This window comes from Kitasatospora sp. NPDC101157, assembly GCF_044768255.1.
Taxonomy (GTDB): Bacteria; Actinomycetota; Actinomycetes; order Streptomycetales; family Streptomycetaceae; genus Kitasatospora.
In genome coordinates, this window is the sequence record NZ_JBIWPL010000003.1 from 374,305 (window position 1) to 389,050 (window position 14,746).

The 14,746-nt window shown below is 73.8% G+C and carries 12 protein-coding genes and 1 pseudogene; 4 read left to right on the forward strand and 9 right to left on the reverse strand.

Going from position 1 to position 14,746, the window contains the following annotated elements; all coding sequences use genetic code 11:
* Positions 1-112 precede the first annotated feature (112 nt).
* Positions 113-1,525, forward strand: a complete 1,413-nt coding sequence (locus ACIRVF_RS08465) for a cation:dicarboxylate symporter family transporter (protein ID WP_402815474.1) — start codon at positions 113-115, stop codon at positions 1,523-1,525.
* 186 nt (positions 1,526-1,711) lie between these two features.
* Here ACIRVF_RS08465 and ACIRVF_RS08470 read toward each other — a convergent pair whose 3' ends face one another.
* Positions 1,712-2,677: a hypothetical protein gene (locus tag ACIRVF_RS08470; RefSeq protein WP_402815476.1), complete on the reverse strand. Its 966-nt coding sequence runs from the start codon at positions 2,675-2,677 to the stop codon at positions 1,712-1,714.
* Between the two features lie 91 nt (positions 2,678-2,768).
* Positions 2,769-3,362, reverse strand: coding sequence for an RNA polymerase sigma factor (locus ACIRVF_RS08475; RefSeq protein WP_402815478.1), 594 nt, complete (start codon positions 3,360-3,362; stop codon positions 2,769-2,771).
* Positions 3,363-3,601: 239 nt separating this feature from the next.
* Here ACIRVF_RS08475 and ACIRVF_RS08480 point away from each other — a divergent pair, with 239 nt between their 5' ends.
* Complete coding sequence (locus ACIRVF_RS08480; RefSeq protein ID WP_402815480.1) at positions 3,602-3,973, forward strand: hypothetical protein; 372 nt, start codon at positions 3,602-3,604, stop codon at positions 3,971-3,973.
* Positions 3,974-4,110: 137 nt separating this feature from the next.
* On the opposite strand, the gene ACIRVF_RS08485 is transcribed toward ACIRVF_RS08480, so the two are convergent.
* From ACIRVF_RS08485 to ACIRVF_RS08515, 7 genes and pseudogenes are all read right to left on the reverse strand, one after another.
* The gene (locus tag ACIRVF_RS08485; RefSeq protein WP_402815482.1) at positions 4,111-4,752 is read right to left on the reverse strand and encodes a GTP-binding protein; all 642 of its coding nucleotides are present in this window, start codon (positions 4,750-4,752) and stop codon (positions 4,111-4,113) included.
* Positions 4,733-5,080, reverse strand: a complete 348-nt coding sequence (locus tag ACIRVF_RS08490) for a DUF742 domain-containing protein (protein WP_402815756.1) — start codon at positions 5,078-5,080, stop codon at positions 4,733-4,735. Before ACIRVF_RS08490 ends, ACIRVF_RS08485 begins: the two co-directional genes overlap by 20 nt.
* A 161-nt stretch (positions 5,081-5,241) precedes the next feature.
* Positions 5,242-5,652 (reverse strand): roadblock/LC7 domain-containing protein, encoded by a 411-nt coding sequence (locus ACIRVF_RS08495; protein WP_402815483.1) that lies wholly within the window; start codon positions 5,650-5,652, stop codon positions 5,242-5,244.
* Entirely contained in the window at positions 5,649-8,540 is a 2,892-nt protein-coding gene (locus tag ACIRVF_RS08500) for a nitrate- and nitrite sensing domain-containing protein (protein WP_402815485.1), read from the reverse strand. Before ACIRVF_RS08500 ends, ACIRVF_RS08495 begins: the two co-directional genes overlap by 4 nt.
* A gap of 294 nt (positions 8,541-8,834) precedes the next feature.
* Positions 8,835-9,599, reverse strand: a pseudogene (locus tag ACIRVF_RS08505) (MHYT domain-containing protein); the annotation flags it as partial.
* Positions 9,600-9,876: 277 nt separating this feature from the next.
* Positions 9,877-11,241, reverse strand: coding sequence for a cytochrome P450 (locus ACIRVF_RS08510; RefSeq protein WP_402815487.1), 1,365 nt, complete (start codon positions 11,239-11,241; stop codon positions 9,877-9,879).
* A 104-nt stretch (positions 11,242-11,345) separates the two neighbouring features.
* Complete coding sequence (locus tag ACIRVF_RS08515; RefSeq protein ID WP_402815489.1) at positions 11,346-12,413, reverse strand: RNA ligase (ATP); 1,068 nt, start codon at positions 12,411-12,413, stop codon at positions 11,346-11,348.
* Positions 12,414-12,891: 478 nt separating this feature from the next.
* Here ACIRVF_RS08515 and modA point away from each other — a divergent pair, with 478 nt between their 5' ends.
* Both modA and ACIRVF_RS08525 read left to right on the forward strand, forming a co-directional pair.
* Positions 12,892-13,746 carry a molybdate ABC transporter substrate-binding protein gene (modA, locus tag ACIRVF_RS08520; protein ID WP_402815491.1) on the forward strand — a complete coding sequence of 285 codons (855 nt, stop codon included), beginning with the start codon at positions 12,892-12,894 and terminating at the stop codon, positions 13,744-13,746.
* A 122-nt stretch (positions 13,747-13,868) separates the two neighbouring features.
* Complete coding sequence (locus tag ACIRVF_RS08525; protein ID WP_402815757.1) at positions 13,869-14,735, forward strand: ABC transporter permease; 867 nt, start codon at positions 13,869-13,871, stop codon at positions 14,733-14,735.
* The last annotated feature ends 11 nt before the right edge of the window (positions 14,736-14,746 follow it).

A 14,746-nucleotide genomic window follows, 5' to 3' on the forward strand; every position in this document is an offset into this window, starting at 1 on the left:
AGTTCTTGGAGAACTTTATGAACGCAAACGTGACCTCCGTCACGCCCGACCCCCATAGTCGGAGCGGCCCACCACCCGGGGCCGCCAGGACTGCAGGGCGAAGGAGCCGCAGATGTCGATCACCGAGACCGCCACGGCGGGGGGACCCAGACGCAAGGATCGGACCCACTACCTCTACCTGGCGGTGATCGCCGCGGTGGTCGCGGGCGTGGTGGTCGGGTTGACCGCCCCCGGTTTCGCCGTGGAGCTGAAGCCGATCGGCACCGGGTTCGTCAATCTGATCAAGATGATGATCAGCCCGGTGATCTTCTGCACCATCGTGCTGGGCATCGGCTCGGTCACCAAGGCCGCGAAGGTCGGCAAGGTCGGCGGCCTCGCGATCGGCTACTTCCTCGTCATGTCGACCATCGCGCTGGCCATCGGCATGGTCGTCGGCAACCTGCTGGAACCGGGCGGCGGTCTGCACCTGACCGCCGCGCTCGCCAAGTCCGGCCACGCCCAGGCGGCCGCCGGCGGTGCCCAGTCGACCACCGACTTCCTGCTCGGGATGATCCCCGACACCCTGTTCTCGGCCCTCACCCAGGGCAAGGTGCTGCAGACCCTGCTGGTCGCGCTGCTGGCCGGCTTCGCACTGCAGGCGATGGGCCCGGTCGGTGCCCCGGTGCTGCGCGGGATCGAGCACCTCCAGCGGCTGGTGTTCCGGATCATGTCGATGATCATGTGGGTCGCGCCGGTCGGCGCCTTCGGGGCGATGGCGGCGGTGGTCGGGGCGACCGGCGTCGACGCGCTGAAGAGTCTCGCCGTGATCATGATCGGCTTCTACGTGACCTGCCTGCTCTTCGTCATCGTGGTGCTCGGCGCGCTGCTGCGCCTGGTCGCCGGGATCAACGTGTTCGCGCTGCTCAAGTACCTCGGACGCGAGTTCCTGCTGATCCTCTCGACCTCCTCCTCCGAGAGCGCGCTGCCCCGCCTGATCGCCAAGATGGAGCACCTCGGCGTCAGCCGCCCGGTCGTCGGCATCACCGTGCCGACCGGCTACAGCTTCAACCTGGACGGCACCGCGATCTACCTCACCATGTCCTCGATCTTCATCTCCGAGGCGATGGACAAGCCGATGTCGATCGGTGAGCAGCTCTCGCTGCTGGTGTTCATGGTGATCGCGAGCAAGGGCGCGGCCGGGGTCACCGGCGCCGGGCTGGCCACCCTCGCGGGCGGGCTGCAGTCGCACAAGCCGGCACTGGTGGACGGGGTCGGTCTGATCGTCGGCATCGACCGGTTCATGTCGGAGGCCCGCGCGCTCACCAACTTCGCGGGCAACGCAGTCGCGACCGTGCTGATCGGGCACTGGACCGGCGAACTGGACGCCGAGCGGGCCGGCCGGGTACTGAACGGCGCGCTGCCGTTCGACGAGCTGACACTGGTCGACAGCCACGGCACCGCCCGCCCCGCGCCGGAAGCCGAGCCCGCGCCGGGGAACGGCCCCGCGCCGGAGGCCGTCCCGGCCGCGGCGACAACCACCAGCTGAGCAACCACCAGCTGAGCAACCACGAGCTGAGCGACCACCCCGCACTCCCCCGGTCCGGCGCCGTCACCAACCCCGGAAAGGCGCCGGACCGGGGGTTCCCCGTTCGGCCCGTTCGGCCGGGGAGCACCGTGCGCTCCGGCCCCTGTCCGGGCCCCTCGTCCGGGGCCCGTCCCCGTCCACCGCGGTTCACTGCTCCTGCGAGCCGCTGACCGCCCAGGCCACCCCGCTGGCCGGATCCTCCAATGCCACGTGCAGGTGGCGCAGCCCGGCGGCCGGCTCGTGCCAGGTGAAACAGCGCATCCGGGCCACCAGGGCGTCCACCTCGGAGCGGTCCGGGCCGTTCGCGCCGGCCATCGCGCCCAGCGCGCGCCAGAGGCGCACCCGCCCGTGCGCACAACCGTGCGTCCGGCCCACCGCGGCGGCCTGCACCAGCGCCGGGTAGACGAGCGCGAACGGCAGGAACCCGCCGAGCACCCGCCGGGTCCGGGCCAGTACGGCGGCCGCCTGCGGAGCCGGGCCGCGGACGCAGACCACCTCCGCCCAGGGCACCAGTGCGGCGAGCTCGGCGAGGCCCCGGGTGACCCGCTGCCCGCCCGGCCGGGCCGCCGCCTGCGGAAGTCCGACCTCCCCCAGGCCCTCCCGGCTGGCCGGCAGGGTCAGCACCGCACTGCGCGCGCCCCCGCCCGGCAGGTACTCGCGCACCCGCGAGGCCTCGTCCCAACCCGCCTTCTCCCAGGGCTCCAGGCTCAGCGGCACACCCTCCGGGTCGGGCTCCGCCCCGTACGAGAGGTCCTCCCCGAGCAGCACCCGGGTATGGGCGACCAGACGGCGCACCGGCGCCGGACCGAGCAGCGGCGCCAGCCGCAGCCAGGAGTGGCGGGTCGCCAGCACCTCCCAGAGCGGACCGGCGTCGTGGTCGGCCACCCCGGCGACCGTCCCCTCGCCGCCGTCCGCGTCGAACAGCCGGACGGCCAGTTCGGGCGGCGCCGCATAGGCGATCAGGTGGCCGAGCGGCGCGGTCAGGGCCACCGCGGCCTCCTCCCCGGCCTGCGCGACGGCAGCCGCCCGGCCCTGCCGGTAGGCGGCGAGCAGCTCGGGCCAGCGACCGTCCTCGGCCAGGGCGCGGAGGCTGTGGTCCTCGTACGTGATCACGATTTTCAATGTACGGGCCGGGGTCGCGCATCAGCCGACTTGCCGTCGGCTCGGTGCGTCGGGCCGCCGGTCTCCGGGCGGCCGCCGGTCGTCAGGGGTCGTGCCGTCGCTCGTGCTCCAGGACGGCGCGCAGCCGGCGATGGGCGCGGCGGCGGGTGACGGCCAGGGTGCTGCGGTGCAGGCCGAGCAGTTCGGCGGCCTCGTCGACGGAGTAGCCGTCGAGGTCCACCAGCACCACGACGCGGGCCTGCTTGACGGTCAGGAAGCCGAGCAGCCGGACCACCTCCCAGCGCGCCTGGAGCTCGGCCATCCCGCCGTGCGGCGGATCGAGCGCGGCGCGGCCGGGCTCCACCGCCTCGGCCGGCTCGGGCACCTCGGACAGCACCACCCGGCGGCGCTCCCGACGCCACTGGTCGCGCAGGATGTTGGCCATGGTGGTGAACACATAGGCATACGGCTGCGGATGGCTGAGGAAGCGCTCGGGGCGGCGGGCGATCCGCAGGTACGCGTCGTGGACGATGTCGCCGGCGGCGAGCGGACTGCCGGTGAGCATCGCCGCGGCCTGGTGGAGTCTGGGCAGAAGATCCGTGAACACCCGGTTGAAATCGTTGGATTGGCGGTCCGTGGGCTCAGGGCCGAAGTCCTTGCGCCGTCCGCCCGCGTACCGTCCGCTGCATTCCGCCATGCCGTTCTCCCCGGAAATCGGCATTCCGAACGCCCGGTTGGGGCTGGCCCCAGCCCCAACCGGGCAGGTTGTGACACAGGTCACATCATAGGTCGTCCTCTCACCGTGCGCAGTCATTCGTGTGCAATTCGTCATCGGCCGGACGGGAGGCGGGAATTCACCCTCCGCAGACCGTCGACCCGGCCGGGGACACCGGGGGCATTCCGCCCGATGGAACACGTTGAGCGAGGGGAACCGCCATGCGAGGCTGCATCGCCAGGAAGATCGCCACGTTCGGGATGGCCGCCGCGGCCGCCCTGGGCGTGCTCGGGACCGCCACCCCGTCGGCCGCCGCGGCGCCGGCCGACGACCAGAGCATCACCCCGGGTGCGGCCGCGGCCTCGCCGCACGTCGCGGCCACACCCTACCGCTGCGTCATCACGGCCAACTACGGGTGGCGCTGGGAGGGTTACTGCAACGTCTACTCCGGCCAGCTGCGCACCATCACCTACTGCGCCAACGGCAGCTACTCCGTCGGCCTGTGGATCGGCGCCCGGCGGGAGGCCTGGGCGGTCTGGGGCAACTGCCCGGGGTCGACCTGGACGAAGATCGTGTTCCAGTGGCACAGCTGAGCAGGTAGCGGCAGCGGGAGCGACGACGAACAGCTGACAGCGGACAGATTTCGAAATCTGTCCGCTGTCAGCTGTTAGCTGTTCGCTGTTATCTGTTCGCTGTCATCTGTTCTCCGGCACGCGCCTGCCGTAAGCCGTCAGCGGACCGGCGAGACCTCCGCCAGCAGCCGGGCCGCATGCATCCGGCCGGCGTGCTCGACCAGGTTGATCAGCACCTCCTTGCCGGAGGCACGCTGCCGGGCGTCGCAGAGGACCACCGGCGTACCGGGGTCCAGGTCCAGCGCGCGGGCAACCTCCTCGGGGCCGTACTCGCGCGTCCCGGCGAAACGGTTCACCGCGACGACGAACGGAATGCCGCGGTGCTCGAAGAAGTCCACGGCCGGGAAGCAGTCGGTCAGCCGACGGGTGTCCGCCAGCACCACCGCACCGAGCGCGCCCTGCGCCAGTTCGTCCCAGAGGAACCAGAACCGGTCCTGGCCCGGGGTGCCGAACAGGTAGAGGGCCAGCCCCTCGCGGATGGTGATGCGGCCGAAGTCCATCGCCACGGTGGTGGTGGTCTTGCGTTCCACTCCGTCCAGGTCGTCCACCCCGCGCCCGGCCTCGGTCAGCCGTTCCTCGGTGCGCAGCGGGCGGATCTCGCTGACGGCACCGACCAGCGTCGTCTTGCCGACCCCGAAACCGCCCGCCACCAGGATCTTGAGCGCGAGCACGGAGTCGGCCGGGTCCACCGGGTCGGACGGCCAGCGGTCGGACGGGTGGTCAGAGTGCACGGAGCCCATGGAGGACCTCCTGGAGGATGCGCTCGTCGGGGAGCAGGGCGGGCGGGACGGGGCGGCTGACCCGGATGAGCCCGGCCGCCAGCAGGTCGCCGAGCAGCACCCGCACGACCCCCACCGGCAGGTCGAGGTCGGCGGCCAGTTCGGCCACGGACAGCGGAGTGCCCCGGCAGAGGCCGAGGATGCGCGCCTGCTCCGGGCCGACCGGCGGCTCGGGCGCCCCCGGTCCGAGCGCCGGGTCCGGGAGGTCGGACACCACCACGGCGATCAGGTCGAACTGCTGCTCACCGGCACCGGTCCGCCCCCCGGTCACGGTGTACGGGCGGACCAGCGGCCCGGCCTCGTCGTCGTACCAGCGGGCCCGGTGAGCAGCAGCGAGCGGATTCCGGGGCGGCCGACCGGGGTCGGCCCGCGGATGCTCCGGGTGCCGCTGGTGGTACGGATGGAACGCGGGCTCCGACCGGTACGGGCGGTCCGGGTGGGACACCGTCCTCACCCGCCGTGCACCGTACGGGGCGGGGCGCTCAGGTGCTCGCCGACCCGGCGGACCAGTCTGGCCATCTCGTACGCGATCAGCCCGAGATCGGCCCGGGCGCTGGCGAACACGGCGAGGCAGGTGCCCTCCCCGGCCGCGGCGACCAGCAGGTAGCCGCCCTCCAACTCGACCAGCGTCTGCCGGACTTCACCCGCGCCGAAGTGCCGGCCGGCGCCCTTGGCGAGGCTGTGGAAGCCGGAGGCGACGGCGGCCAGGTGCTCGCCGTCCTCGCGTTCCAGACCGGCCGAGGTGCCCATGGCCAGACCGTCTGCGGAGAGCATCACGGCGAAGCGGACCTCGGGGGAACGCTGCACCAACTCGTCGAGGAGCCAGTTCAGTTCCCCCGTGCGGTGGGTGGTGCCGATCACGGCCGGTCTCCTTCGGGTCGGACTTCGAGGTGGGCGTCGGGTCGGTGGTCGGATCGGACATCCGGTCGGTGGTCGGATCGGGGGTCGATTCGGTGGTCGAATCCGTGGCCAGGTCGGCAGTCGACGAGGCCCTCGGGTCGGGCGGAGGTTCGCTCATCGAATCGCCGGTCGGGTCGCAGGCCGCGCGCCCAGCCGCTCTGGAAGGCGGACATCGCCGCCCGCGCCGCCTCCGGGCTGCGGGTCGCGGGCCCCGCGCCCGCCCCGGTGGCGGCCGTACGGCGGCTGCGCGGGGCGGCGTCGGCCGGAGTCTCCCGCAGCTGCGGCACCAGGCTCGCCTGGCGCACCCGGCGCGGCAACTCCGCAGCGCCGTCCACCGATTGGCGCTCGCCCGGCGGCGGCGCGGTCGCCGTGCGGTGCGGCGGCGGCGAACCGGGCTGCGGGCGGGAGGCGGCACCCGGGTCCCCGTCCGCAGCCGGTCCGGCCGTCCGGGCGCCAGGGGCCCGGACGGGGGTGCGGCGCACCGGCCCGGGGGCTCCGCCCCGGGCGCCGAAGGGCAGCAGCGCCCCGCCCTCCGGCGACGGCCCACCCGCCGCCGAAAGCTCGATCTCCGTCTCCCCGCCTTCCCGGAAGGCCGGGGCCGGGTCGGGCTGAGGCCACGCCGCGGGGCCCGGAACGGGCGCCGCGATCGGAGCCGTAGCCGAAGCCACAGCCGGAGCCGGAGCCGACGTCACAGCGGGAGCCGCAGCCGGAGCCGGAGTCAGAGCGGGAGCCGGCGCCGGCGCCGCGCCCACCGCCGGTCCGTCCGGCACGTAAGCGGCATCCAACTCCGGTACCACGTCGAAGCTTTGCCCTCGCTCCTCCCGCCCGTCGGCCAGCAGCTCGGTGGGCAGCAGGACCACCGCAGTGGTTCCGCCGTACGCCGAGGTCACCAGCGAGACCCGTACGTCGTGCCGGCGGGCGAGCCGGCTGACCACGAACAGGCCGAGCCGGTCGCTGTCGAACAGGTCGGTCTGCTCGGCGGCGGCGATCCGCCGGTTGGCGGCCGCGAGCGCGCTGGGGCCCATCCCGAGGCCGCGGTCCTCGATCTCCAACGCGTAGCCGTTGCCGACCTGTTCGCCGCGGATGTGCACCCGGGTGTGCGGCGGGGAGAACCCGGTGGCGTTCTCCACCAGTTCGGCCACCAGGTGGGTCAGGTCGGCGACGGCGTGGCCGACGACGGCGGCACGCGGCAGCGGGTGCACCTCCACCCGGGCGTACTCCTCGACCTCCGAGACGGCCGCCCGGACCACGTCCACCAGCGGGACGGGCCGGCGCCAGGCCCGGCCGGGGGCGGCCCCGGAGAGGATGATCAGCCCCTCGGCGTGGCGGCGCATGCGGGTGGTGAGGTGGTCCAGCCGGAACAGGTCGGCGAGCTCGGACGGGTCCTCGGTGCGCCTCTCCATGGCGTCCAGCAGGGTGAGTTGCCGGTGCACCAGGACCTGACTGCGGCGCGCGAGGTTGACGAACACCCCGGACACCCCGGACAGCACCTCGGCCCGTTCCACCGCCGCCGTGACGGCCGCCCGCTGCACGGTGCCGAGCGCCCGGTGCACCTGGCCGATCTCGTCGTCGCGGCCCGCCGGACGCGGCGCCTCGGTCTCGATGTCCACCTCCTCGCCGGCATGCAACTTCCGCATGGTGGCCGGGAGTTTGCGACCGGCCAGGTCAAGTGCCGCATTGCGCAGGCCGGTCAGCTCGGTGACCAGGCCGCGGCCGATCTGTACCGAGATCACCAGCGAGGCGACCACCCCGAGCAGACCGAGCAGCACGGCCATCCCAGCCGGGGTGAACAGGCCCAGGGCGTAGGGGTTCTGGCGCTCGGCGGCGAGTCGCCCGGCCCGGTCCTCGATACCGCGCAGCCCGTCGGTGACACTCCCGGCCACCACCGCCCACCGGTCCGGTGGCACCGCGGCGACGGCGGCCCGGCCGTCGGCGGCGGTACGGACCTTCTCCTCGTAGCCGACCAGTTCGCGGTGGTCCGGCCCGGCCGCCAGGGCGAGCAACACGTTCCGGTCGGCGGAGCCCAGGTCGGCGGCCGCGCCCTGCTCGAACGTGCGCCGGGCGAAGGCAACTCCGGAGAACTCGCGCAGCTGGTCGTCGCCGAGCTCGCCGGAGAGCTGGGCGGAGCGCAGCAACGCGTCCTCGCGGGCGAGGAGTTCGCGGGAACGGGCCAGGTCCAGCAGCATCCGGGTGTCGGTACCGGCGTGACCGTCCTGCAGCGGCGCGACGGCACCGGACACGGCCAGCGCCCGGTCCACCGCCTCGCCGTACGCGGCGTACGCCTCGGACCAGCCGACGCTCCGGGCCAGCACCCTGCCGCGCAGCTCGGGCAGGGCGGCGAGGGAGTCGCCGAGGGCGTCCAGCCGGGCAGCGGCGTCGGCACCCAGGCCCTGGGCGTCGGCACGGTTGTAGCCCTCGCCGGGGTGGCGGGGGTCGGGGAACAGCGGGGCGAGCGCCCGGTCGGTGGCGGCGGCGGCCTCGCGCAGGGCGCTCTCCCGGCCGGCGGCGGGCACGGTGCCCGGGACGAGACCCGGCCCGGCCAGCAGCTGACCGGCGGCCGCGCGCTCGGCCTGCAGGCCGGCGACCGTGTCCGCGACGGGGGTGAGCACGGTGCGCTGGGCGTCGCGCAGGCGCAGCAGGTCCCAGACGCCCTGGGCGGTGGTGACGGTGGCGAAGCCCCAGAGGGCGATGACGGAGACGACCGGCACCATCAGCAGGGCGATGATCCGGGCGCGGACGGTCCGGGGGCGCAGCCCGCGCAGCCAGGGGCCGGGGCGCGGCGCACGGGCGGGCGGCCCGGCATGGGCACCCCGGCGGGTGCCGGGGGCGGTACCACGGTCTTCTCGCATGGGTGTGGGGCCTTTCGGGCGGGGCGTGCAGAGGCGGGGCTCGGGCCGGACGGGGCTCGGGCCAAGCGGGACTCGGGCTGGACGGGGCAAACGGCCGGGCTAGGGCAGACCGGATGGGCCGAGGCGGCACAGCCCTCAGGCGGCGCGGTCCCGGCCGTGCGGGCCGACGCCGTACGGACCGACGCCGTACGCGCCGACGCCGTGCGGGTCCCGGCCGTACGGGTCCCGGCCGTACGGGTCGCCGGGCGCCGCGTCCGGGTGGTCGGCTTCCGGGCCGTCGGCCGGCCCGGGGAACTCCTCGACGGCCGGCTCCCCCGCCGCCAGGTCACCGGCCCGCTGCTGGGCGGTCGGGGAGAGCGCCACGAACGCGGAGGCGAGGAAGAGGAACGAGCCGAGGCCGACCGCGAGCGGGAAGACGAACTCCATCGGGCTGGCGCCGCCGAGTTCGGTACGGGCGGGGTCCAGCTGGACGTGGACGGCGGCCATGCCGATGTAGTGCATGCAGCTGACGGCGAGCCCCATGCCGAGCGAGGCGGCGCCGGCCGCGTACAGGTTGCGGATGGTGACGGCGGCCCAGAGTGCGGCGGTGGCGGCGCCGATCGCGACCAGTACGGACAGGGCGACCGTTCCCGCGTCGTAGCGCAGCCCTCCGTGCATCCGGACGGCGGCCATGCCCAGGTAGTGCATCGCGGCGACGCCGACGCCGGTGGTGACGCCGCCGCCCAGCAGGGCGAGGCCGCGGTGCCGGCCGTAGCAGACCACGGTCAGGCCGAGGCCGGTGACCACCACCGCGACCAGCAGGCTCAGCACGGTCAGCAGCACGTTGTAGCGCAGCTCGGTGCCGTCGACGGCGAAGCCGAACATGGCGACGAAGTGCATCGTCCAGATCCCGGAGCCGATCGCGGCGGCGGCGGTGAGCAGCCAGTTCCGGCGGGTGGCACCGGTGGCGGCCAGTCCGCGCAGGGTGCAGCGCAGACCGAGGGCGGCGCCGGCGCAGGCCATGGCGTACGAGAGGACGGGTGTCAGCCAGCCGAAGCTGAAGTGGTTGAGGGTGCCCATGGGACCTCCGGTCGACCGGTCGGGCCCGGGGCAGTCAGCAGTGCGCCCGGGCACCCCCGGTCGGGCGGACTGCACGTGGCAGGCATATGCCAGTCACATGTGCGCTTCCGACCTGGGGTGCGTGGGACGCTATCGAGCGGCTGGAATCGCTCAGACGAAGATCTGAAAAGCTGCACACGCGGCCGGGGCGATGTGTTCGAATGAGCCGGTCGTGTGCCCGGAGGGCCGTCCGTCCGTCGGCGAACGACGACCGGCGGCGCCTGCCTTCCGCCGCCCGTCACCCCGCCGGCGAGACCCGCACCCGCATGGCGCCGACCGCCCGGAGGGTGATCCCCTGCGCGAGCGCCACCCGCCGGTCCACCACGTCCAGCTCGAAGTCCCGCAGCAGCACCCCGAGGGTCAGCACCGACTCCAGCATCGAGAAGTGCTGCCCGATGCACGCCCGCGGGCCGCCCCCGAACGGGAACCAGGCGTACCGATGGCGCGCCCTCTCCACCTCCGGCAGGAACCGGTCCGGGTCGAAGCGCTCCGGATCCACCCAGTGGTCCGGGTGCCGGTGGGTCACCAGTGGCGCGACCACGAGCTGCGCCCCCGCCGGGATGAGGTGGCCGTCGATGACCGTCTCCTCGACCGCCCGCCGCCCGAACAGCGGCGCCGCCGGGAAGAGCCGCATCGCTTCCTTGAGCACCCGGGTGATGTAGGGCAGCCGCTCCAGGTCCGCCGCCGTCGGCGCGCGCCCGGCCAGGACGGTCCGCGCCTCCTCCTGGGCGAGCTCGCGCTGCTCCGGGTGCTTGGCCAGCAGGTGCAGTGCGAAGGCCAGCGAGGTCGCCGTGGTCTCGTGCCCGGCGAGCAGGAACACCAGGACCTGGTCCCGGAGTTCGTCCGGATCCAGCCGCTCTCCGTCCTCGCCGCGCGCCCGCCCGAGCTGGGTCAGCAGGTCGTTGGCGTCCTCGTCGCCGCCCCCGCGGGCGGCCCGCTCGGCGATGATCCGGTCGCAGACCTCGTACAGTGCCCGCTGCGCCGCCAGGCCGCGCCGGTTGCTCGGCGTCGGCCAGGTGCGCGGGAGCCGGACCGGCGTGAAGCCGCGCTCCATGAGGTACGCGCCGAGCACCGGGAAACTGCGGTTCACCACCTCCACCGCCTCGTCCACGTCGGCGCCGAAGAGGATTCGCGCGACCGCGCGCAGCGCGAACCGCGACATCTCCTCCGCCGCGTCCACGACCCCGTCCGGCACCGCCCGCCACCGCTCGGTGAGCGCCTGCGCCTCCTGGGCGAGCGCGTCCGCGTAGCCGTCCACCCGGCGCCTGGTGAACAGCGGCTGGATGAGTCGCCGCTGCCGCTGGTAGACCTCGTCCTGGCTGGTCAGCAGCCCGTTGCCGACGCTGGTCCGCAGCTCGTCGTAGAAGTTGTTCTCCTTGCGGAAGTTCGCCGCCTCGCTGCCGAGCACCTGGTGGACGCCCTCCGGCGAGAACACCCCGTAGAACTCGACGCGCAGGCCGGGCGGCCCGGCCAGGAAGCGCACCACGTCGCCGTGGTCGCGCCGGGCCGCCAGGTAGGTGCGCAGCGGGCGTCGGGTGAGGTCGAAGAGCGAACCGACCAGGGGGTTCCCGGCCGGTCCGGGTATGGCGGGTGCGGTGGTCATCGGCACTCCTTCTGGACCTTCCGGCGTTCCGGATCGGCGCCGGCTGCGCTCGGTGACTCCCAACCTTACTGACGGGTACTCAGTGGAGGAAGCCGCTCAGCCGCTCACTCGTACTCGGTGCCGCCCTTGCGGGTCAGATAGGCGTCGCTGACCACCTTGGCGATCGCCCGCCCGCCGAGCAGCGGACTCCACCGCTCCACCACCGGCCGGACCACCACGCCCTCGCGCAGGTGGAGTTCGCGCCCGGAGTGGGCCTCCCTGCCCTGCGCGTACGCCAGCACCGTGGCGGTGTCGAACGGTCCGCGCCACAGTTCGGGCACCAACGGCAGTTCGCCGTCGAGGAGTTCGGCGGCCGGCAGCCAGCTCAGCTGCCCGTCCACCACGGCCGACACGTCGAACGCGGCGTACCCGGGGCGGTCGGTGCGCGCGGAGACCCCGTACGTGAGGTCCTGCACGCCCTCGCCGAACACCTCGCCGAAGATGCCGACCCGCTCGGCGCCCAGCCGTTCGGCCAGCCGGGCCGCCACCGCCGGGAGGTCGTACGCGCGCACTGCCCGCCAGTACAGGTTGCGCTCGTCCTCCACCAGCGCCAGGCCCTGCGCGCCGATCCCCTTGGAGGAGACCTGCACCTCACCGGTGGCGGCGGTGTAGGTGACCAGGCAGCAGCTGCCGTGCAGCTTCTCGGTCAGCACCACGGGCTCGCCGGACTCGAAGACGTCGGGGTGGCGCTTGAGGTTCTCGATGTCCACCCAGGGCAGCAGATCCGGCGCTCCGACCACCTCGCCGCTCATCGAAGTCGGCACCGGGGGCTGCCACTTGACGATCCCGAGCAGCTCGGCGAAGTCCTCGCCCCGCTCGGCGGCCCCGGCCAGGTCGGTCTCCGAGAGCGCCGCGGGCCGGCAGACGATGCCCTGCGACAGCTCTCCGCGCAGCCGTACCGCCTTCACCCGGTTCGCCGCGCCGCCGGCCAGCTTGCCGGTCAGTCCGAGCTCCCCGATCAACTCGTCCGGCAGGACGGCCTGTTCGGGGATGTAGACGGCGTGGTCACCGGTCCGGTACACGCCCTTCGCGACCACCGCCCGGTAGAGCCCGACCTGCGCCAGCTCCAGGGCGTCGGCGTTCGGGTGCTCCAGGATGACCAGCCTCTCGGCGGTGACTCGCAGCGTGGACATGGACGGACTCCTCCCCGTGGATCCGTGTGGATCGACCGTTGGGCCCGGCCGGCCGACGTTCGGCCGTGTCTCCGGGCTGCGACCACTCTGACCCCTTCTCCCGCCCGGGTGCGACGCATTTTCCGCCGGTTCCGGCCGGAGCCCTCGCGCCGCCCTCCCACCGCCCCGCACGCCTTCCTCGCCGCCCCGGACTCCAGCCGCCATCACCTCGCCCGCCCGCATCCACCGCCCGAACCGAAAGCGGAAGCAGAACCGGAACCGACACCGGCACCGGAACCGACACCGGCACCGGCACCGGAACCGTCCGTGCACGTTTGAGCCTTCGCACAGCGGCCCCGAGGCCCCCGCCCCGCCCCGCCTGTGCGAAGCGACAGGGGATTTATCGCTCGCATCTGCGGCACTATGATCGCCGTAATGGCCGCACCTGCGGCCACACCTCCGCGCCTCTTCCGGCGCGCTCCCTGGAGGGGAAGCACCGATGAACACCCGCAGCACCGCCACTGGCAGACTCGCCGTCGCCGTCGCGGCGGCCCTCGCCCTCAGCCTCGGGGTCACCGCCTGCGGCAGCAACGGCGGTAAGTCCTCCGGCTCCGGCTCCTCCACGGCGACCGCCACCACCGCGGGCGGCGACGCCGGCACCGGGAACGCCCCGAAGGCCAAGGGCGCCGTCACCGTGTTCGCCGCCGCCTCGCTCAAGGAGAGCTTCACCGAGCTCGGCAAGAAGTTCGAGGCCGCCAACCCCGGCACCAAGGTCACGTTCAACTTCGGCGGCAGCTCCGCGCTCGCCAGCAGCATCAACTCCGGTGCCCCGGCGGACGTGTTCGCCGCCGCCAGCCCGGCCACCATGAAGACCGTCACCGACGCGGGCGGTGCGAGCGGCGAGCCGAAGACCTTCGTCAGGAACACCCTCACCATCGCCGTACCCAAGGGCAACCCCAAGCACATCGCGGGCCTGAAGGACCTCACCGGTTCCGGCACGAAGGTCGCGCTGTGCGCGAAGGAGGTGCCCTGCGGCGCCGCCGCCCTCGCCGCGCTGAAGGCCGCCGGAGTCAACCTGACTCCGGTCACCCTTGAGCAGGACGTCAAGGGCGCGCTGACCAAGGTCGAGCTCGGCGAGGTCGACGCCTCGCTGGTGTACCGGACCGATGTGAAGGCCGATGCTGCGAAGATCGACGGCGTGGACTTCCCCGAGGCCGACAAGGCCGTGAACGACTACCCGATCTCCGCTCTCGCCAAGGCGCCGAACAAGGACGGCGCGGCCGCCTTCGTCGCCTACATCCAGTCGCCCGAGGCCAAGCAGGTGCTGACCGCGGCGGGCTTCCAGGCGCCGTGAAGGACCGCACCACCGCACCCGGCAGGGACGGCGGCGACGAAACCGGCCGGAGCCGTGCCACCGGCACCGGCCCGGACGGCGCCGCCGCTGCCACCGGGGCACCGTCCGGACCCGAGAAGGCCCTGCCGCACCACCGGGACCCGGGCCGCCCGGGCGCGCGCCGCCACCTCGGCAAACGCCGCCCCCAGGGCCCGCGCCGCCATCCTGCCCCGCGGCGCGTCCCGGTCACGCTGCTGCTCCCGGCACTGCTCGGGCTCGCGTTCCTGACCCTCCCGTTGGTCGGGCTCCTGGTCCGGGCGCCGTGGAGCGGCCTGTCCGAACAGCTCACCAGCAGCGCCGTCTGGGACGCCCTGCGGCTGTCACTGATCTGCGCAACGGCCGCCACCGCGATCTCGCTGGTCCTCGGCGTCCCGCTGGCCTGGCTGCTCGCCCGTACCGAACTGCCCGGACGCCGGCTGGTCCGGGCTCTGGTCACCCTGCCGCTGGTGCTGCCGCCGGTGGTGGGCGGCGTGGCGCTGCTGCTGGTGCTCGGGCGGCGCGGGATCGTCGGCTCCTGGCTGGACTCGGCCTTCGGCATCACCCTGCCCTTCACCACCACCGGGGTGGTGATCGCCGAGGCCTTCGTGGCGATGCCCTTCCTGGTGATCAGCGTCGAGGGCGCGCTGCGGGCCGCCGACCCCCGCTACGAGGAGGCCGCCGCGACGCTGGGCGCCTCCCGCCTGACCGCGTTCCGCCGGGTCACCCTGCCGATGATCGCCCCGGGGATCGCCGCCGGGGCCGTCCTGGCCTGGGCCCGGGCGCTCGGCGAGTTCGGTGCGACGATCACCTTCGCGGGGAACTTCCCGGGCCGCACCCAGACCATGCCGCTGGCCGTCTACCTCGCCATGGAGTCCGACCCGGAGGCCGCGATCGCGCTGTCGCTGATCCTGCTGGTGGTCTCCGTCGCCGTCCTCGTCGGACTGCGCGACCGCTGGATGTCGACCCCGTGACCCGGACCCCT

Coding starts and splice junctions, on each gene's coding strand:
- ACIRVF_RS08465 (WP_402815474.1), top strand. CDS start 113: ATGTCGATCACCGAGACCGCCACGGCGGGGGGACCCAGACGCAAGGAT.
- ACIRVF_RS08475 (WP_402815478.1), bottom strand. CDS start 3,362: ATGGCGGAATGCAGCGGACGGTACGCGGGCGGACGGCGCAAGGACTTC.
- ACIRVF_RS08480 (WP_402815480.1), top strand. CDS start 3,602: ATGCGAGGCTGCATCGCCAGGAAGATCGCCACGTTCGGGATGGCCGCC.
- ACIRVF_RS08485 (WP_402815482.1), bottom strand. CDS start 4,752: ATGGGCTCCGTGCACTCTGACCACCCGTCCGACCGCTGGCCGTCCGAC.
- ACIRVF_RS08500 (WP_402815485.1), bottom strand. CDS start 8,540: ATGCGAGAAGACCGTGGTACCGCCCCCGGCACCCGCCGGGGTGCCCAT.
- ACIRVF_RS08510 (WP_402815487.1), bottom strand. CDS start 11,241: ATGACCACCGCACCCGCCATACCCGGACCGGCCGGGAACCCCCTGGTC.
- ACIRVF_RS08515 (WP_402815489.1), bottom strand. CDS start 12,413: ATGTCCACGCTGCGAGTCACCGCCGAGAGGCTGGTCATCCTGGAGCAC.
- modA (WP_402815491.1), top strand. CDS start 12,892: ATGAACACCCGCAGCACCGCCACTGGCAGACTCGCCGTCGCCGTCGCG.